General features: G+C 72.2%; 14 protein-coding genes. 2 read left to right on the plus strand and 12 right to left on the minus strand.

Going from position 1 to position 17,997, the window contains the following annotated elements; genetic code table 11:
* Positions 1 to 173 precede the first annotated feature (173 nt).
* From ABD54_RS19405 to ABD54_RS19425, 5 genes are all read right to left on the minus strand, one after another.
* Positions 174 to 1,814 (minus strand): DUF885 domain-containing protein, encoded by a 1,641-nt coding sequence (locus ABD54_RS19405; RefSeq protein ID WP_200904143.1) that lies wholly within the window; start codon positions 1,812 to 1,814, stop codon positions 174 to 176.
* A gap of 121 nt (positions 1,815 to 1,935) precedes the next feature.
* Positions 1,936 to 2,529 (minus strand): ATP/GTP-binding protein, encoded by a 594-nt coding sequence (locus ABD54_RS19410; RefSeq protein ID WP_013151867.1) that lies wholly within the window; start codon positions 2,527 to 2,529, stop codon positions 1,936 to 1,938.
* Positions 2,530 to 2,562: 33 nt separating this feature from the next.
* Positions 2,563 to 2,979, minus strand: coding sequence for a DUF742 domain-containing protein (locus tag ABD54_RS19415; protein WP_223839293.1), 417 nt, complete (start codon positions 2,977 to 2,979; stop codon positions 2,563 to 2,565).
* A gap of 98 nt (positions 2,980 to 3,077) precedes the next feature.
* Complete coding sequence (locus ABD54_RS19420) at positions 3,078 to 3,479, minus strand: roadblock/LC7 domain-containing protein (protein ID WP_013151865.1); 402 nt, start codon at positions 3,477 to 3,479, stop codon at positions 3,078 to 3,080.
* 232 nt (positions 3,480 to 3,711) lie between these two features.
* The gene (locus ABD54_RS19425; RefSeq protein ID WP_053063624.1) at positions 3,712 to 6,960 is read right to left on the minus strand and encodes a nitrate- and nitrite sensing domain-containing protein; all 3,249 of its coding nucleotides are present in this window, start codon (positions 6,958 to 6,960) and stop codon (positions 3,712 to 3,714) included.
* An 805-nt stretch (positions 6,961 to 7,765) separates the two neighbouring features.
* Between ABD54_RS19425 and ABD54_RS19430 the strand changes: the two genes are divergently transcribed.
* Positions 7,766 to 8,890: a M15 family metallopeptidase gene (locus ABD54_RS19430; RefSeq protein WP_200904142.1), complete on the plus strand. Its 1,125-nt coding sequence runs from the start codon at positions 7,766 to 7,768 to the stop codon at positions 8,888 to 8,890.
* 301 nt (positions 8,891 to 9,191) lie between these two features.
* On the opposite strand, the gene ABD54_RS19435 is transcribed toward ABD54_RS19430, so the two are convergent.
* From ABD54_RS19435 to ABD54_RS19465, 7 genes are all read right to left on the minus strand, one after another.
* Positions 9,192 to 9,857, minus strand: a complete 666-nt coding sequence (locus ABD54_RS19435) for a hypothetical protein (protein WP_047870938.1) — start codon at positions 9,855 to 9,857, stop codon at positions 9,192 to 9,194.
* A 43-nt stretch (positions 9,858 to 9,900) separates the two neighbouring features.
* Complete coding sequence (locus ABD54_RS29105) at positions 9,901 to 10,119, minus strand: hypothetical protein (RefSeq protein ID WP_026337935.1); 219 nt, start codon at positions 10,117 to 10,119, stop codon at positions 9,901 to 9,903.
* A 144-nt stretch (positions 10,120 to 10,263) separates the two neighbouring features.
* On the minus strand, positions 10,264 to 11,298 hold the full coding sequence (locus tag ABD54_RS19445) for a LacI family DNA-binding transcriptional regulator (protein ID WP_047870939.1): 1,035 nt from the start codon (positions 11,296 to 11,298) through the stop codon (positions 10,264 to 10,266).
* A gap of 248 nt (positions 11,299 to 11,546) precedes the next feature.
* A complete protein-coding gene (locus ABD54_RS19450; RefSeq protein ID WP_047870940.1) occupies positions 11,547 to 12,947 on the minus strand; it encodes a GH1 family beta-glucosidase in 1,401 nt (466 codons plus the stop codon).
* A 156-nt stretch (positions 12,948 to 13,103) separates the two neighbouring features.
* On the minus strand, positions 13,104 to 13,964 hold the full coding sequence (locus ABD54_RS19455; RefSeq protein WP_047870941.1) for a MetQ/NlpA family ABC transporter substrate-binding protein: 861 nt from the start codon (positions 13,962 to 13,964) through the stop codon (positions 13,104 to 13,106).
* 71 nt (positions 13,965 to 14,035) lie between these two features.
* Positions 14,036 to 14,776 carry a methionine ABC transporter permease gene (locus tag ABD54_RS19460; RefSeq protein ID WP_047870942.1) on the minus strand — a complete coding sequence of 247 codons (741 nt, stop codon included), beginning with the start codon at positions 14,774 to 14,776 and terminating at the stop codon, positions 14,036 to 14,038.
* The gene (locus ABD54_RS19465; protein WP_047870943.1) at positions 14,773 to 15,729 is read right to left on the minus strand and encodes a methionine ABC transporter ATP-binding protein; all 957 of its coding nucleotides are present in this window, start codon (positions 15,727 to 15,729) and stop codon (positions 14,773 to 14,775) included. The genes ABD54_RS19460 and ABD54_RS19465 overlap by 4 nt, the downstream gene beginning before the upstream one ends.
* An 800-nt stretch (positions 15,730 to 16,529) precedes the next feature.
* On the opposite strand from ABD54_RS19465, the gene ABD54_RS19470 reads away from it, so the two are divergent.
* A complete protein-coding gene (locus ABD54_RS19470; protein ID WP_047870944.1) occupies positions 16,530 to 17,579 on the plus strand; it encodes a hypothetical protein in 1,050 nt (349 codons plus the stop codon).
* Positions 17,580 to 17,997 lie beyond the last annotated feature (418 nt).

Below are 17,997 nucleotides of genomic sequence, written 5' to 3' on the forward strand. Positions count from 1 at the left end.
GTTCGGGTGGGTCCCAGCGCACCGCGCCCTGCGGGGTCGGCGGTCCGTGGCCGCTGAAGCAGGCACCGCCACGCTCTACGCCGCTTCCCAGGGGCGAACGGCCACAGGCCGTTCCACCGCAACCCCCTACGGCGCACCGCCGCTGTGCGCTCTACGGGCGGGTGGCGGCGTTCCTACAGCTCCAGCAGGGTGCGCAGGTGGCGCGGGGGCGGGCTGCCGTGGGCGAGCATCGCGTCGTGGCGCTCGCGCTCGGTGAGCGCGGGCCGGGCCAGGGCGAGGTCGCTGGCGATGTCGGAGACCTCCGCGTAGCCCACGTAGTAGGTGGAAAGCTGGGCGCTGGTGAGCTGGGCGCGGCGCCACTTGCCGACGGCCTCGCCCTCCTCCTGGTGCCCGCGCTGGGTCATCAGGGAGATCGCCTCGGCCTCGGTGATGTCGCCGGTGTGCAGGCGCACGTCCAGGATCGCGTTGATGATCATCCGCAGGCGCATCTTGAGCTGCACCAGGCGCAGCGCCAGGTCCTCGCGCCGGTCTCCGGACCAGCCGTGGCGGGCCAGCACCTCCTCGGCGTAGACCGCCCAGCCCTCCACGAAGGTGCCGCTCCAAAGGGCCCGGCCCACCCGGGTGCCGCCCTCGTGCCGGGCGGCGTGGGCGAGCTGGAGCGCGTGACCCGGAACGGCCTCGTGGGCCATGAGGTCGCGCAGCATGACCGCGTTGTACTCGCGGAAGAAGGACTCCCGGCGCTCGGCGGGCCAGTCGTCGGGCGGCGGGGCCACAGCGACCAGGGTCGGCTGCTCCCCGGACCGCGGGTCGAGGGGGCCGGGGGGCTCGCAATAGGCCACCGACACCCCGCGACGGGCCTCGGGCATCGGCACGATCCGGACCGGGTCGTCGTGGACCGTCACGATGTCCAGCGCGCGCACCCGCTCGTTCAGGTGCAGCAGGGCGTCGGCGCAGGCGGGGCGGACGGTGTCGGCGCCGGTGGCGCCCCGAGCGGCCAGATCGGCGAGCGCCTCGGCCGCCCCCTCGCGGCGGCGCGCCCCGCCCAGGTACTCCGCCGCCGCCTCGGCGATCGCCTCCTCCGTGGCCAGCAGGTCGCTCTCGGCGCGCACCAGCAGCGCCTCGGGCGAGAGCTCGGAGTCGAGGGTGTACCAGAGCTGGGCGGCGAAGTCGCGCTCGCCCAGACGGGGGTCGGCGGTGGCGGTCTCCAGACGGTCCCGCAGCCAGGCGGCGTGTTCCTCCACGGCGGCCAGGGCGGCCTCGCGGGACGGTTCCAGAGCGGGGGGCGCCGCTCCCGCGGGCACGTCGGAGACGAGCATGGCCCGGGCCCCGGCCGCCTGGGCCAGGGCCGTCTCCACGTGCACGCGGGGCATGCCGGGGCCATCCGACAGGCGCGAGCGCGCGGTGGCGAGGTGGCCGGGCAGGGCCGCGCAGCGCGCGGCGAGCGCCGACAGGCGTTCCGGGAGGGACAGGGCCTCGCGCTCCACGAGGGCGTGCAGGGCCTCCCCCGGCGAGTACAGCAGCGGGTCCCACGTGTGCGGGCGCAGTTCCGCGGTGTGCCACAGGTCGGCGCTGACGCGGGTGCGCAGCACCTCAAGGTCGACCCGGTCGCCGACGGGGATGAGGTCGGGGTCGATCTCGTCCAGGGAGCCGAGGGCGTCGGTGAGCACGGAGACGCGGCGCATGTCGGCCTCGACCGAACGGTCGGACAGGCGGGAGGCGCCACGGGTGTCGCCCAGGTCCAGCGCCCACTCGGGGGCGTCGTGGAGCAGGGAGTCGAGCACGCGCTCGGCCACCTCGCGGAACCGCCGGGTCATCGCCCCCGGGTCGGGTTGGGAGGAAGAGCTCATGGCGCCATGATGCCAGCACGGAAGCCCGGTTCCCGTCCGACGGGAACCGGGCCGTGCTCTGTGCGGGACCCCGGCCCGGGTGGCCGTCCTAGCGCCAGGAGCTCTGGCCGCCCGTGGAAGTGGGCTGTCCGGCCGCGCCCTCGGGGTCCCCCACCGTGATGGCGTGCTCGACGAGGGTGATGAGCGTCGACTTGGTGGAGGCCTTGTCACGGGCGTCCACCTGGACGATCGGGATCTCCGGGCTGAGCGTCAGCGCGTCCCGGACCTCGTCGGCCGCGTGGGGGTAGTAGCCGTCGAACCCGTTGATCCCCACGATGAAGGGCAGACGCGCCTCCTCGAAGTAGTCGATCGCGGGGAAGCAGTCCGCCAGGCGGCGGGTGTCCACCAGGACGACGGCGCCGATGGCGCCCTTGACCAGGTCGTCCCACATGAACCAGAACCGGTGCTGTCCGGGGGTGCCGAACAGGTACAGGATCAGGTCGGAGTCGAGGGAGACGCGGCCGAAGTCCATCGCCACGGTGGTGGTCTGCTTGTCCGGCGTCTTTGCGAGGTCGTCCACCCCGACGCTGGCGCTGGTCATGACCGCCTCGGTGGTCAGCGGCACGATCTCGGAGACGGAGCCAACGAATGTCGTCTTCCCGACACCGAAGCCCCCGGCGACGACGATCTTGACCGACGTCATCGCGTTCCCCCAGCACCGCCTTCCTCGGCTGGGCTAGAGCTTGCGAAGTCCACTGAGCACCCTTTCAAGCAGGTTGGTGTTGGGACGGGCGTCGTTGTTGAGCGAGGACCTGATCTGGACCAGTCCCTGCTCGGACATGTCCGCCACAAGCACCCGCGCCACACCGAGCGGCATCCGCAACAGCGCGGAGATCTCCGCCACGGAACGCCATTCCCGGCACAGGTCGCTGATCGCCTGCCATTCGGGCGTCAGCGTCCCAGACTCGTTGCGGGCCGCCGCGGTGGCCGAGATCAGGGCTTCCAGGGGAAGCTGCGACTTCGGCTTGGTGCGGCCCTTGGTCACCGCGTAGGGACGGACCAGAGAACTGGGCGCGCTCCCCGCAGCGGATCGTTGGTCGTACGGTTGTTGGATTGGTCGGGGAACATCTCCGCCGCCCGGAACCGCCGGCATTCCCCCCGTGGGGGGACCGCTCGGCTGTTGTCCGAACCACGAGGCGCTCCCGGCATCTCTACTGTGAGGTGCCACCACTTCCTCCTGTCGGTGGTGGTTCAGTGGATTCCCGAGGTGCGCGCCGTTGGTGTCAGCGCCCGCCCCGCCCGCTCGACGAGCAGGGTCATCTCGTACGCGACCAGACCCAGGTCGCTCTCAGCCGACGCCAGGACCGCCAGGCAGGAGCCGTCGCTGATGGCCATGATGAGCATCAGCCCCCGCTCCATCTCCACGACGGTCTGGGCGACCGCTCCACCCTCGAACACCCGGGCAGCACCCTGCGTCAGGCTCGACAGACCGGAGGCGATGGCCGCCAGCTGGTCGGCCCGGTCCGCTGGGAAGCCCGCCGACGAGGCCAACGGAAGGCCGTCAGAGGAGACGACGATCGCGTGGGCTACGTCGGGGACACGGTCGGCAAAGTCAGTGATCAACCAGTTGAGTTCATTCACCTGTCGACTCATCTGATCTCCTGTCCAGTTTCGCCGGCTGGTCTCTGGGCACTGCTACCGCCGGCACGGCATGTGACAGCACTGCCTCTACGAACTGCCCGGCCCCTCCCGTGGGGGTGGCCGGGAGTCTGGTGTTCTGCTCTCGTCGAGCTGTGGGTAAGACGCGTCCGAGAAGCTCGGTAGATGCTATTGCATCCAGCCCCCGGGATTAAGGGGGACCCCGTCCCGCCAGGTTCCACTGAGGTCACCCCTCCGTCGAGCCTTCCCCGAGCCGGTCCCGTCCCTCGCGGACGCCCTTCTGGAAGCCGGAGAAGCGGTTGCGGACGCGGTCAGCGCTGCGCGTGGGCATCTGCTTGAAGTTCTCCGGCTTGGGCGCCGTCCCCGGAACAAGGTTTGCCTTGGGAACGCGTTTTGGCAAGCCCGAGGTGGTCAGTCCGTCCGCCTTGGGCTCCGCCGCGGTCCGCGCGGCCTTCCAGCCGCGGTCGGCCTCGGAGGTCCACTCCTGGGTGGAGCGGGGCGCCTGGTCGGTGCTGGCCGGGGGGCGCTGTTCCTGAGCCGCCGGGACCTGCCGGATCGGGCCGGTCTCGGTCGTGTCCACCGTGGGGCCGCCGCTGCGGCGCTTGAACCAGTTGGACTCGATCGCGTCGAAGATCGGCAGCGAGTCGCTCTCCTCACCCGACGGGGTGGGCGGCACGACGGTGTTGTTCGGCCCCTGCGCGCCACCGTAGCGGCGGGAGAGGTAGGCGGTCGAGCCGTACCCCTCGCGGGAGTCGATGCCGCCGGAGCGCCAGTTTCCGCCGTCCTGGGACGAGGGGACCGCCGGGAAGGTCTCGGTGTTGTCGTCGCGCTCGCGGGCCGCGGGGCGCTCGTGGGCGCCGGTGTCGCGGCCGCCGAACGCGTGGCCGGAGCCGTTGTCGGAGAAGGCTCCGTTGCCCGAGGGAGCGCCGCTTCCGGCGGGGGCTCCGGTGTGGCCGCCCGGCTGCGCGCCCGCGCCGCCGAACGCGTCGTAGGACTCGTTCGCCGTGGAGCGGAACGCGCCGGTGTCGGTGGCGGGCCGGCGGAACTCGCCCGTGTCGCCGGTGGGGCGGCGGAAGGACCCCGTGTCGGAGGGCCTGCTGAAGGACCCGGTGTCCGACGAGCGGCCCACGGAGCCGCCGCCGAAGGAGTCGCCTCGGGGGCTCGGGTCGAAGAAGTTGCGTCCGCCGGTCTCGGGCTGCGGGCTCTGGGGCTCGTCGTCCTCGGGGGCGTCGTAGGGGTCGACCACGGGACGGCCGTTGGCGCCGCCGGAGGAGGCTCCGGTGGTCCCGGCTCCCCTGGTGGTGTCCCACACCGAACCGGTGCTGGTGTTGCCCCACAGGTCCTGGCCGCTGGGCGGGTGCTCCTCGGTGTGGGATCCGGTGGGCTGGCGCCTGGGCAGGCCGCCCAGGTCGCCGGGGACGCCGCCGCTCTCCTGGGTCTGCCAGGGGTCGTTCGGCTCGACGGGCGCCGGGGTGGAGGCGAAGGCCGCCTCGGCGTCGGCGTAGGTGTTGGGCGCGCCCGAGGTGAGCTCGGGGCGGCTGTCCGCGCCGCCCAGGGCGTGCTGGCCCTCGACCGGGGTGATCAGCAGGTCGGGCGGGAAGATGACGTGCGCAGTGGTTCCGCCGCCGTGGGCCTCCTCCAGGCTCAGCTTGACGCCGTGGCGGTGGGCCAGGCGCGAGACCACGAACAGGCCCATGCGGCGCGAGACCGCGACGTCGATGACCGGCGGGGCGGCCAGGCGGGCGTTGATCGCCGCCATGTCCTCGGGCGCCATGCCGATGCCGCTGTCGGTGACGTCGACCTGGACGCCGCCGTTGTCGAGGGTCTTGGCGCTGACCAGGACCTCGGTGTCGTGCGGGGAGAACGAGGTGGCGTTCTCCACCAGCTCGGCGACCAGGTGGATGACGTCGTTGACGGGGCGGCCGAGCACCGAGATGTGGGAGGGGGCGCGCACGTTGACGCGCTCGTACTGCTCGACCTCGGAGACGGCGCCGCGCAGGACGTCGACCAGCGGGACGGGCTGGGCCCACTTGCGGGTGTTGTCCTGGCCGGACAGGACCAGCAGGTTCTCGTTGTTGCGGCGCATGCGCGTGGCGAGGTGGTCAAGCTGGAACAGGTCGGAGAGGCGGTCGGCGTCCTGCTCGGACTGCTCCAGACCGTCGATGAGGCGCAACTGCCGTTCCACCAGGGTCTGGCTGCGGCGGGACAGGTTGACGAACATCGCGTTGACGTTGCTGCGCAGCGCGGCCTCGTCGGAGGCCAGGGTGAGCGCGACGCGGTGGACGTCGTCGAAGGCGCGGGCCACCTCGCCGATCTCGTCGTGCGTGTCGACCTCGATCGGGGTGACCTTGACGTTCTCGGGGACCGACCCGGCCTCCTGCATCCGGTTGATCGCGTCGGGCAGGTCGCGCTCGGCGACCCGGCGCGCGCCGTCCTCCAGGGCGCGCAGGGGGCGCACCAGGGAGCGGACCACGAGGGAGGTGAGGACGAAGACCGCCAGAAGCACGGCCACGACGACGAAGAGGTCGATCAGGGCGCGGCCCATGGCCCCGTCGCGAAGGGAGTCTGCGTCGGCCGCGATGCCCTCGGCGAGGCCCTCCTCGACCGTCTGGAGGCGTCCAAGGGCCACGTCGGCGATCTCGCGGTAGTCCTCGGGGCCGTCGTTGGCGGTCACACCGGTGAGGTCGTCGCCGCGGTCGGCGCGGTACATCACGCGCATGCGCATCGTGGAGACCTGGCTGACCTCCAGGCCGGTGAAGTTGTCGTCGAAGATCTGCCGCTGCTCCTCGGAGGCGGCCTGGACGAAGTTGGAGATCTCGCTCTCGTAGCGGGCGCGCGCGGAGTCGATGGCCTCGGCGATACCGCCGGTCATCGTGTTGCGGGCCAGGGAGTGGCCCATCAGCGCGGTCTCGTAGGAGAGCTGGTCCCGGGCGGTGGACAGCGCGGTCAGCGTGCGCACGCTCTCGCGCAGGTCGGTGTCGCCGGTCTCGTCCGCCATCGTCTGGTTGAACTCGGTCAGCGAACGGGTGATCGTGCGGTACTTGGTGACCACCGGCAGGACGGTGATGCGGGTCTCGTCGACCTCGGTGCGCAGGGCGTCCAGCGTGGAGAGCTGGGTGCGCATGCTGGACAGGCGGCTCGTGGCGGTCTCGTTGTCCACCTCGCCCATGTCGTCCAGGCGGGCGGTGAGGGTCTGCTGCAGATCGCGGGAGGCGTCGCGCTCCTCCTCCATCCGCTGGCGCAGCTCGTCCGAGCGCCGCGCGGGGTCGGCGTTGTCGGAGATGTAGACCGCGCTGGCGCTGCGCTCGTGGCCGAGCTGGTTGGCCAGCTCCACGATGAGGACGCCGACCTCGGCGCGGTCCTGGATGTGCGCGTGGGTGACGGTGGAGACCGCCGCCTCGTAGACCCGCAGGCCGCCGAGTACCAGGGCTACCGCGGTGGGGATGACGATGAGGGCCACCAGTCGGGAGCGCACCCGCCAGTTACGTGGCCGCCACCAGTCGGCTCTGCGCTTGGGCGTGGCATCGGCATGTTCGGCCTGCGCTGCCTCGCTCTGCGCGCCGGCCCCGTTTTTCGTCGCTCGTGTCGACACGGACCCTCGCAACCTTTCGTGTCGCCGCTTCGAGCGGCTGGTTGGACCCCAGGGGTTGACCGCTCCGCCCGAAGGCTCTTCGGGGAAACCGGTACAGACCAGGAGGTCCGCCGAGCCGGAAGCGGCGGGAATGTGGGGAGATGTGAAGACTGTCCGCTGGACTCGCCTGGGATGAGAGGAGCCGCGCACCCGAAGATCTCCGTAGGTGCGCGTGCGGTGGATAGCGTACCAATGGGCGCGAAGGACTCGCTTCGGCTGTTTGACGGCGATCGGTGGGATCTTCTTCCCCCGAACGGTACATAATGCCCGCCATTGTCGGCATTATGGCCGATGCAGCAGGTCAGGGATAGCGTCCGAAACCACCCCGGGGTCGAGGTAACTTTTTGGACACACCGCCAGCTTCCCCACCAACACCCCACTGACATGACATCGTGACAAGACGGTAGACGCAGGTCCCGGGGAGGAAGCGGAAATGCGTACCTCGTCACGCCCTGAATCGCACACGCTCGGTGACATAACGAAAACGGAGGGTCTGGGTGGCGGGAAAACCCGCAGACCCTCCGTACGCGCCTTTTCGGTCAGTACCGCGCTCCCGGCCGGCCTCGCGGTACTGCTCTGCCTCTCCACCGCCGCACCCGGCGCCGCCTCCGCCGGCGACTCGGGGGGAACCGCGCTGGGGAGCGTACAGGTGGAACTGGCCGCGCTGCGCGCGGGCATGGAGACGCTGCGCCGGGAGGCGTCGGAGAAGATCGAACGCTACGAGGCCGAGCGCGGACGCCTCGCCGAGCTGACCGAGCGCAGCAGCGAGGCGCGGGAGCGCGCGGGCGAGGCCGACGAGCGCGGCGAGGCGGCCCGCCTGGCCGCCGCCCGGCAGGCCGCCACCGCCTACAAGGGCGGTGAGCTGGGCATGGTCACCGCCTGGGCCGGGCCCGAGGGGCCCGCCGGGATGCTCGAACGGGGCGCCTACCTCACCCTGCTCGGTTCGCACCGGGAGGCCGACGTGGGCCGTGCCGAAGCCGCGCGGGTGGCCACCGACACCCTCGCCGGGATCGCCGAGACCGCTCGGACGGAGCAGGCCGAAGCGGTCGAGGACGCCGAGAGCGCCCGGGAGGACGCGGTGGAGGCCGTGGCCGACCAGCAGGCGGCGCTGGAGGACCTGCTGGAGGAGCAGACCCGGCTGGAGGCCCGGCTCGCGGAGGTGCGCGACGCCGAGGCCGCCGAGAGGCGACGCGAGGAGGCCCTGCGCGACGCGCGGGCGGCGAACTCCTCCGGGGGTTCGGCGGAGGCCGCCGTCGCCGCCGTTTCGGCGGAGGACGAAAAAGACGACAACGGCCATTGGCATGATGGCGAGAGGGAAAAGGAGCCCGGGGAGGAAATCGCGGCCGCGGAGAGCGCCGACCACGGTTGTTCCGGGGGCGTCGCGACCGCGCACGCCAACGGTCGGATCCCGGAGTCCGTGCTGTGCCCCCTGCCCCAGCCCGGCGAGCGGTTGCGCGCCGACGCGGCCGAGGCCTTCATCGAACTCGACGGGGACTACCGCGAGGCGTTCGGACGGCCGATGTGCGTGGCCGACTCCTACCGGCCCTACCACGAGCAGGTGCGCCTGTTCCAGGAGATGCTGCCCGGCATGGCCGCCCGGCCCGGGACCAGCCAGCACGGCCTGGGCCTGGCCGTGGACCTGTGCGGCGGCGTGAACAGCCTCGGCACCGCCGAGCACCAGTGGATGCTGGCCCGCGCGCCCGCCCACGGCTGGCACAACCCGCCCTGGGCCCGGGGCGGCTTCGAGCCCTGGCACTGGGAGTTCACCCCGTAGAGCCAGTTCTTCGAACCGGGTCTCAGGCACTGAGGGGTCGTCCGGGCGCCCGCGGGGTTCTGGAGGTGCCGGAGGCGGGTTTTCGCGGAAGGACTGCGCCGTAGGCGTCGTTTGAGGGTGGTGGCGGGCGACGGGTGGGCACGAGCCAACCCGGTGTAGGCGCCGAAGGTTCCCGCTCTTTGGGCGCCCGAACACAAGAAGGACCGCGCCGTAGGCGTCCGTTGGGGTGGTGGCGGGCGACGGGTGGGACGAAGCGAAGCGAAGGCCCAAGGGGAACACGCGTGTCCGCCCGCGGTCGCGGTCAGACCTGGGAGCCGACCCGGACCTCGAAGGTGCCCAGGACGTCGGCGTCCACGAACAGCTCGTCGTCGGTCTCCAGCGGCGGTGTCGCCACCGGCAGCAGAGCGCGCACCCGCCCGGGGCCCGACACCAGCCACTCGTGGGCGGGGTCGGCCAGGCCGCGGCCCAACTCCCCCTCCTCCACAGAGGCGCTCACGCTCAGCGGTTCCCCGGGCACCTCGTCGGCGGTGGTCAGCACCGGCCCCAGGGTCAGCTGCACCGGCTGCCCCTCGCCGTCCAGCCACAGGCAGGCGGGCGTGTAGGCGCTCACCGGCGCCCCTGCACCGGCGACGGCGGCCACGCCCACGCGGGCCGACCTCGCCCGGATCGGCACGGCGTCGTCCGAGCCCCGCACCAGTTCCGGGGGGACCCGCCAGACGTCGTCGCCCGCCCGGACCGGTACCGGATCGGCGGGGACCAGCGGGGCGCACATGCGCGCCTCCGGCTCGACGATGATCTCGATCGGCGCGGCGAGGGCGCGTTCGTGGGCCCCGGCCAGGGCGTCACCGCCCGCCTCCAGCAGGTCGGCGAGGCGGACGGGGTCGGGGCTGCCCAGCACGTCGCCGTCGTCCAGGGCTCCGGCGCGCTCGCTGCCGCCGCTCGGCGACAGATAGGTCACCCAGCGCATGTGCTTCTCCTTGTCCACCGCGGAAGGGGCGGCGCGCCCCCGCTCAGAGGGCGGCGGTGGGGCTGTGTTCCTTGCCCGTGCCCGCGCACCCGCGGCAGGGCTCGTCGACGCGGAGCCAGACGATCACCCCGCTGCCGTCGCGATGCGGCCGCTCGGGTCGCCACCAGCCCGTGCCGGAGCAGAACCGGCACTCGACGCCGTCCCGTTCGCACCATCCGCACGAGGAAATCGCACACCGGCTGTGTGTCGGCTCCCGCTCCATGCGCTCCCACCGTCTCCCGCGAAATCGCGACCAGCCTTGCACAGTCACCGCGCCGCGTCCACCCGGGAGGGCGTGAACGAGCGGGTCAGAGCGCTGCGGAAGGGTGCGTGCGCGGGCTCGGGCGGCGCCGGGAGGCCCCGCGGCTCAGCCGGACTCGCGCACGACCATGTGGGTGCCGAGCATGACGGTCTCGGCCTCCGCCGCGCGCGGGATCGCCACGTCCACCAGCAGTCGCGCCATCTCCTGACCCATCTGCACCGTGGGCTGGTGGACGGTGGTCAGCGGCGGGTCGCTGTGCTGGGCCATGACGGTGTCGTCGTAGCCCACCAGGGCCACGTCCCCCGGCACGCTCAGACCGCGTGCGCGCAGCACACGCAGCCCGCCGAGCGCCATCATGTCGGAGGCGGCGAACACCGCGTCGGGCTCCAGCCCGGTGTCCAGGAGCCGCTCCATCGCCTCGGCTCCCCCCTCCACGCTGAAGTCGCCCTGCACGACGAGCCGGTCGTCCACCTCCAGCCCGGCGGAGGCCATGACCTCGCGGTAGCCGCGCAGGCGCTCCACTCCGGCGTTCATGTCCAGGGGGCCGGTGATGGCGGCCACCCGTCGGCGGCCGCGGTCCAGGAGGTGGCGGATGGCCATCCGGGCCCCGCCGACGTTGTCGATGTCGACGCAGTAGGGCGCGGGCTGTTCGGGCGAGTGCGGGCGACCGCCGTGGACGACCGGCACCCCGGCCTCGGCCAGGCGGGCCGAGAGCGGGTTGTCGCTGTGCAGGGAGATCAGCAGCGCGCCGTCCACGTGGAAGCCGCTGAGGTAGTCGCCCACGCGCTTGTGCTCGGCCTCGGTCCGGGCCGTGGTGAGCATGAGCTGGAGGTCGCGCTCGTGCAGGACCGAGCTCACCCCGCGGATGATGTCGGCGAAGAAGGGGTCGGAGAACAGCCGGTCCCGGGGCTCGGAGACGACCAGCGCGATCGTGTCGGTGCGCCTGGTGACCAGGGTGCGCGCGGCCTGGTTCGGGCTGTAGCCGAGTTCGGCGATCGCGGCGTGCACGGCCTCCCGGGTGCGGGGGCTGACCTGAGCGGACCCGTTGATCACCCGCGAGACGGTCCCTCGTCCGACCCCGGCGCGCTGCGCCACCATCTCAAGGGTCGGACGCTTCCGACCAGCACCGGTCTTGGCCACTTCGAGGCTCCCTCTGGGATCGTGTCCCGCCTTCCCCGGGGACTGCTTCCCCGGGGCGGCGGCGTGTGCGACGGGCATCCACGGTCATACCCGCCCGGAACGACTGTGTGGGGTGCCCCTCGGGACACCCCACGGTCCTTCCGCGGTGCGCCGGGCCTCCGCCGCGTGCGCGGCGGAGGCCCGGCGCACTCCAGGACGTGCTCCGTGGACGCCGCCCGCCGCGCGGCGGGCGGCGTCCACGGGACGTGTTACCGGCGCTCGGGGAACTGACCCGTCTTGGCCAGTTCGGCGTACCAGTGCCCGCTGTCCTTGACGATCCTGCGCTGCGTCTCGTAGTCGACGTGCACGATGCCGAACCGGCGGGAGTACCCCCACGCCCACTCGAAATTATCCAGGAGCGACCAGGCGAAGTAACCCCGCAGGGGCACTCCGGCCAGGACGGCCTCCTTGGCCGCCCTCAGGTGGCCCTCGTAGTAGTCGATCCGGTCGGTGTCGTTGACCTCGCCGGCCTCGGTGACGGTGTCCTCGAAGGCGCAGCCGTTCTCGGTGACGTAGAGGTCGATGCCGCCGCTCTCCCCCGCCAGGCGGGAGAGCACGTCGAACAGGCCGGTGGGGTCGATCTCCCAGCCCATGTGCGTGACGGGCAGCCCCTGCGAGACGTGCACCTCCTCGGGCTCGGCGCCGAGCCAGGCGCCGCCCTCGCCGCTGACCAGCGCGGGGTCCAGGCCCTTGGCCGAGGCGGCGACGAACTCGGGCGAGTAGTAGTTGACGCCCAGGAAGTCCAGGGGGGCGGAGGTGATCTCCAGGTCGCCGTCCTGGATGAAGGAGAAGTCGGTGACGCCGGCGAGGTCCTCCCTGACGTCCGCGGGGTAGCGGCCCTTGAGCAGGGGGTCGGTGAAGATGCGGTTGCGCACGCCGTCGGCGCGGCGGGCGGCGCGGGCGTCCGCGGCGCTGGGCCCGTGGGGGCGGATGACCGCCTGGTTGTGGGCCAGGCCCACCCGGGCGGGGTGCCCGGTGGAGCGGATCGCCTCGACGGCCAGGCCGTGGCCCAGCAGCAGGTGGTGGGCGGCGGCCAGCGCCGCGGCCGGGTCCTTGTGGCCCGGCGCGTGGTGACCGTTCTCGTAGCCGAGGAAGGCCGAGCACCAGGGCTCGTTGATGGTCATCCAGTTGCTGACGCGGTCGCCGAGGGCCTCGGCGACGACCTGGGCGTAGTCGCGGAAGCGGTAGGCGGTGTCGCGGTGGGGCCAGCCCCCCGCGTCCTCCAGCGGCTGGGGCAGGTCCCAGTGGTAGAGGGTCGCCCAGGGCTGGATCCCGGCTGCCAGGAGGGTGTCCACGAGGCGGTCGTAGAAGTCGATCCCGGCCTGGTTCACGGCGCCGGTGCCCTCGGGGATGATCCGCGGCCAGGCGACGGAGAAGCGGTACGCGCCCAGGTTGAGCTGGCTCATGAGCGCGACGTCGTCGGCGTAGCGGTTGTAGTGGTCGTCGGCGGGGTCGCCGGTGTCTCCGCCCAGGACCTTGCCGGGTGTCTCGGCGAAGGTGTCCCAGATGCTGCGGCCGCGGCCGTCGGCGGTCGTGGCGCCTTCGATCTGGAACGAGGCGGTGGCCGCCCCCCAGAGGAAGCCCTCAGGGAAATCGTTGCGGTTGTTCACTGCTGGTGTACGCACCTTCCATGACGAGGGGACATCGTTTTGGGAGCGCTCCCATAAAAGAAACAGAGAAGTACCTTGATGTCAATCAACAGCCTCATCACCGCAATCCAAACGTTACGGGCAGGCGGCACCGGAGACGGTTCCGCGTCACCGGCCTCAGGTGCCCTCCCCACCGACGGGGACCACGACGCCCCGCCAGCGCTCCTCCATGAACGCGCGCACCTCGCCGCTGTGCAGGAGCTCGTCGAGCCGGGCGATCTCCTCGTCGCCGATGTCGTCCGTGGCCACCACCAGCCCGTTGGCGTAGGGGTTGTCCTCGGTCTCCTCCCAGGCCAGCACGTTGGCGGTGGAGACCAGGTCGGCCTCCAAGGCGTAGTTGCCGTTGACCACCGCCGCGTCCAGGTCCTGGAGCGAGCGCGGCAACTGGGCCGCCTCCACCGGGGTGACCGTGACGCTGAGCGGGTTGTCCGCGATGTCGTCGACCGAGGGCGCCTCCCCGCCCGTGTCGGCCAGGGTGATGAGGCCCTCGGTGTCGAGCAGGTCCAGCGCCCGGCCCGTGTTGGAGGTGTCGTTGGGCACGCCGATCCGCGCGCCCTCGGGCAGGTCCGCCAGGTCGGTCAGCTCCTGTGAGTAGACGCCGAAGGCCTCCAGGTGCACGTCCGTCACATAGCTCAGGTCGGCGTCCGGGTTGCCCTGGAGGTACTCCTCCAGGAACGGCCGCGTCTGGTAGTAGTTGGCGTGCAGTTCGCCCTCGGCCAGCGCCGCGTTCGGCTGGTTGTAGTCGGTGTAGACGGACACGTCCAGGGCCAGCCCCGCGTCGGCCGCCAGGTTCTCGTCGACGAACTCCAGGATCTCGGCGTGCGGCGTCGGCGTGGCGCCGATCCGCAGGACGGTCACGTCCTCCCCTCCGGTCTCCTCCCGCGCCCGTTCGCTGGGACTGCCGCAGGCCGCCGACAGGGCCACCGCCGTCGCCGCGGCTGCGCCCCGCACGGCGCGCCTCCTCGAGTCCTCGGCCATCGCCTTCTCCCTCCGTGCCGCCGGGACAACTCGCGGGGGGAGGGGGTCGTTCTCTGGTGTACCCCGTCGCGTCAGCGCCGCGCCAGGCGACGCACCAGCAGATCGCCCAGGCTCTGCGCGATCTGCACGATGACGATGAGCAGGATGACGGTGGCCCACAGGTAGTGGTCGTTGAAGCGCTGGTAGCCCTCGCGGATGGCCAGGTCGCCCAGACCGCCTCCGCCGATGGCGCCGGCCATCGCCGAGTAGGAGATGAGGGTGACCACGGTCATCACCAGGCCCGCGATGAGGCCGGGCATGGCCTCGGGCAGCATCACCTTGCCCACGATGGTGACGCGGCGGGTGCCCATGGCGTGCGCGGCCTCGACGACCCCGCGGTCCACCTCGCGCAGGGAGGTCTCCACCAGGCGGGCGAAGAAGGGGATCGCTCCGATGCTCAGGGGAACGATCGCGGCCGTGGGGCCCAGAGTGGTGCCCACCAGCAAGCGGGTGAGGGAGAGCACGGCCACCATCAGCACGATGAACGGCAGGGAGCGGCCGATGTTGACGACGGCGCTGAGCACGGCGCGCACGGCGGGCGCGGGGATGAGCCCGCCCCGGTCGGTGGCCACCAGCAGCACGCCCAGCGGCAGGCCGAACAGGACGCTGACGACGGTGGCCCACCACACCATGTAGACGGTGTCCAGGGTGCCCAGCCACAGGTCGGGCCACATGGCGGGCCAGGCCTGGACGAACGCGACGACGGCGTCCCAGGGGCCGGTGCCCCCGGTGGCGGCGGCGAGGTGCAGGACGTCGGCGGGGTTGGTGCTCACTTGCGGGCCTCCTCGACCAGCAGGCCGTGCTCGGACAGGTAGGCGAGCGCCTGGTCGCGGCGGTCGCCGCGCAGGTCCACGCTCAGGCGGCCCACGGACTGCCCAGCGACCTCCTCCACGCCGCCGCCCAGGATGTTGACGTCCACGTCGAAGCGGCGGGTGAGTTCGGACATGAGCGGCTCGTCGAAGGAGCGCGGGTAGGTGACGTAGACCGTGTCGGGTCCTCCGTGCGCGGGCAGCGGGAAGAGCGAGCGCGCCAGCAGCGAGCCGGGGGTGCCGATGAGGTCGAGCACCCGGCCGGACTCCAGGAACGCGCCGTTCTCCATGATCGCCGCGGAGTCGCAGATCCTCTTGATCACGTCCATCTCGTGGGTGATCAGCAGGATGGTCAGGCCCAGTTCGTCGCGCAGGCGGCGCAGCAGGGCCAGGATCGCGTCGGTGGTGGCCGGGTCGAGCGCGGAGGTGGCCTCGTCGCTGAGCAGCACCTTGGGGTCGGAGGCCAGCGCGCGGGCGATGCCCACCCGCTGCTTCTGGCCCCCGGAGAGCTGGGAGGGGTAGGCACGCGCCTTGTCCCCCAGGCCCACGAGTTCGAGGAGTTCGCCCACGCGCCTCCTGCGCCGGGCGCGGTCGACGCCGGAGACCTCCATGGGGAAGGCCACGTTGCCCGCGACGGTGCGCGAGGACAGCAGTGCGAAGTGCTGGTGCACCATGCCGATGCGGCGGCGGGCGACCCGCAGGCGCGCGCCGCGCAGCGCGGTCAGCTCCTCGCCGTCGACCCGGACCGTTCCGGCGTCGGGGCGCTCCAGGAGGTTGACCGAGCGCAGCAGGGTGCTCTTGCCCGCGCCGCTCTGGCCGACCACACCGAAGACCTCGCCGGGCTCGACGTGCAGGTCGACCCCGTCCAGGGCGGTCACCCGGTGCTTCTTCAACCTGTAGGCCTTGTGGAGGCCCACTGCGTCAATCACGGTGTTCCCATCGACGTCTGGCGGTGGTGTGGCGCCCGGGGCGGGGTCCGGCGCGGGCCCGTCGCCCGCGTCCGAGCGTATGGAAGCGCCCCGAGGGCGCGGGCGGCGGCGCGCCGGTGGTCGGGCGGGCGCCGGTAACGGCCGGTCCGAAGAGGCACCGCCCTCGGGGGCGGTGCCTCTTCGGACCTCCGCTTCACTTCGTCCCACCCGTCGTCCGCCACCACCCTCAACGGACGCCTACGGCGCGGTTCTCCCGGGAGAACCCGACTCCGCCGCCTCCGGAACCCCGTGGGCGCACGAACCGGCCCCCGCGCACCGGGGCCGGTCAGAGAGGCGGGCCTCAGCCCCCGGTGTCCGGGTGCCGGGGGCGGGTCCACGGGACCGGGCGGACACGACAGCGCCCGCCGGGCAGCGGAAGACACCGCTCGGCGGTGTCCGACCGCGTGGGCGCGGTGGTCGCTGGATCGTGCGCACAAGCCTTCACGTTTCCCACTCAACCACGGGGAAAAGGGTCGGTTCACCCGATTTCCCTGTTCGGATCGGGTTACCTCCACCACATCGGGGCCCTCACGGCACGGTGGATTCGTCCTGTCCCTCCCGAATAACCGCGCGAGTGCCTACACTCATGACGGTCCCTTTACTCTCGCCCCCGGCTCCCGGGTGTGCGCGGGAGACCAGGGCCGAAGGCCGCTCCCGCGGCTGTCGGCCCCGCTGGGGAAACGACGAGAAACAGTGCCCGCTCCGCCCCCTCGCCCGGGGGCCGCGCGGGCCCGAGGAGCGACCGCACCGTGCAGCCCGACGACCTGAGCCGAGTGGACGAATTCGCCGACTTCTGGGCTCCCGACCCTCCCGAACTCAGCTGGCCGGGCCGCGCACGGGACACGGCGCGGCTCCTAGCAGCCGCTGCGCGCCCGGGCCGCGCGCGTGTGGCCGCGCTGGCGCTGGCCGTGCTGGGCGGATTCCTGTTCGCACCCCAGGGCACGGCGGTGGCGGCGCCGGTGCCCGCCGAGCCGGAGGACATGAGCGCCCTCCAGGACCGCGCGGACACCCTGAGCGAGGAGTTCAACGGCGAGCTGCGCGACATGGAGGGCGTCATCCAGGAGGCCGAGCGCGCCGAGGAGCGGGCCCAGAGCACCCGCGAGGACGTGGAGGACGCGCGCGAGCAGGTACGCGCCCTCGCGGTGGCCACCTACACCAGCAGCGGAATCGGCCTGTCCATGTCGCTTTTCGTCGAGGCCGACCCCGACGAGATCATCGACCGCGCGGTGGTGATCGACTACCTGTCCACCAGCAACCAGGACAAGATCGACCAGCTCAGCCAGGCCCTGGAGCGCGACGAGACCGCGCAGGAGAACGCCGAGGAGCAGCTTGCCGCGGCCGAGGAGGACCTGGACGAGCTGGAGGGGCGCCGAGAGGAGGTCCAGGAGATGATCGCGGACCACCCCGTGCAGCCGATGGGCGGCCAGTACAACATCACCCCGCGCACCGAGCAGATGCGCGAGCTGATCATCGAGGAGTTCGGCGAGGGCAGGGACGTGGGCGGCGTGGGCTGCTACCGGGAGGTCGGCGGCTGGGTGGTCGGCGAGCACCCCAAGGGCCGCGCCTGCGACTTCATGGTGGACCCCAACGGGAACACGCCCTCACAGGAGCAGGTCGACCGCGGCTACGCGATCGCCGAGTGGGCCCAGGAGAACGCCGACCGCCTCGGCATCATGTACATCATCTACCGGCAGCAGATCTGGGACATCCGCCGTGGCGACGAGGGCTGGCGCGACATGGCCGACCGCGGCAGCATCACCGAGAACCACTTCGACCACGTGCACATCTCGATGTTCTGATCCGGCGGCGCCCTCGACGGACGCCCCATTACCCCGCGCGGGGCGCGACCGCGCGGGGAACGGCGTCACGATTGCGTCACGCGCGGGATGAGTTCCTGCACAACCGACACAAAACAGTGACGATTCGCCCCGCTACCCCCGGTCTGACCTGCCCAGGGGACACCACTCACGGCTAGGATGCACACGTCCCGGCCCGGACCGAAGGACGCCTTCGGCTCCGTCCGGCCACCGCCCCCGGTGGCCGGTCCCCCGGTCCACCGCAACCTCCGTACGGAGGCGGGGAACGCCCGCCCACTCCCCCGCCCTCGCCCGCGGGACGGCAGTGGCGACAGGTGCGCCTCCCCCACACGGCCACCGTGGCCCCTTCCGGGGCCGCACGGGAAGTCGTGAGAACCCAACGGCGCACACACGCGCCCAG

Source organism: Nocardiopsis sp. RV163, from assembly GCF_001029525.1.
Classification (GTDB): Bacteria; Actinomycetota; Actinomycetes; order Streptosporangiales; family Streptosporangiaceae; genus Nocardiopsis; species Nocardiopsis dassonvillei.

Bases quoted from the DNA above. Each gene is read 5' to 3' on its own strand.
- ABD54_RS19420 (WP_013151865.1), bottom strand. From the start codon at position 3,479: ATGAGTCGACAGGTGAATGAACTCAACTGGTTGATCACTGACTTTGCC.
- ABD54_RS19455 (WP_047870941.1), bottom strand. From the start codon at position 13,964: ATGGCCGAGGACTCGAGGAGGCGCGCCGTGCGGGGCGCAGCCGCGGCG.
- ABD54_RS19410 (WP_013151867.1), bottom strand. From the start codon at position 2,529: ATGACGTCGGTCAAGATCGTCGTCGCCGGGGGCTTCGGTGTCGGGAAG.
- ABD54_RS19435 (WP_047870938.1), bottom strand. From the start codon at position 9,857: ATGCGCTGGGTGACCTATCTGTCGCCGAGCGGCGGCAGCGAGCGCGCC.
- ABD54_RS29105 (WP_026337935.1), bottom strand. From the start codon at position 10,119: ATGGAGCGGGAGCCGACACACAGCCGGTGTGCGATTTCCTCGTGCGGA.
- ABD54_RS19405 (WP_200904143.1), bottom strand. From the start codon at position 1,814: ATGACCCGGCGGTTCCGCGAGGTGGCCGAGCGCGTGCTCGACTCCCTG.
- ABD54_RS19415 (WP_223839293.1), bottom strand. From the start codon at position 2,979: ATGCCGGCGGTTCCGGGCGGCGGAGATGTTCCCCGACCAATCCAACAA.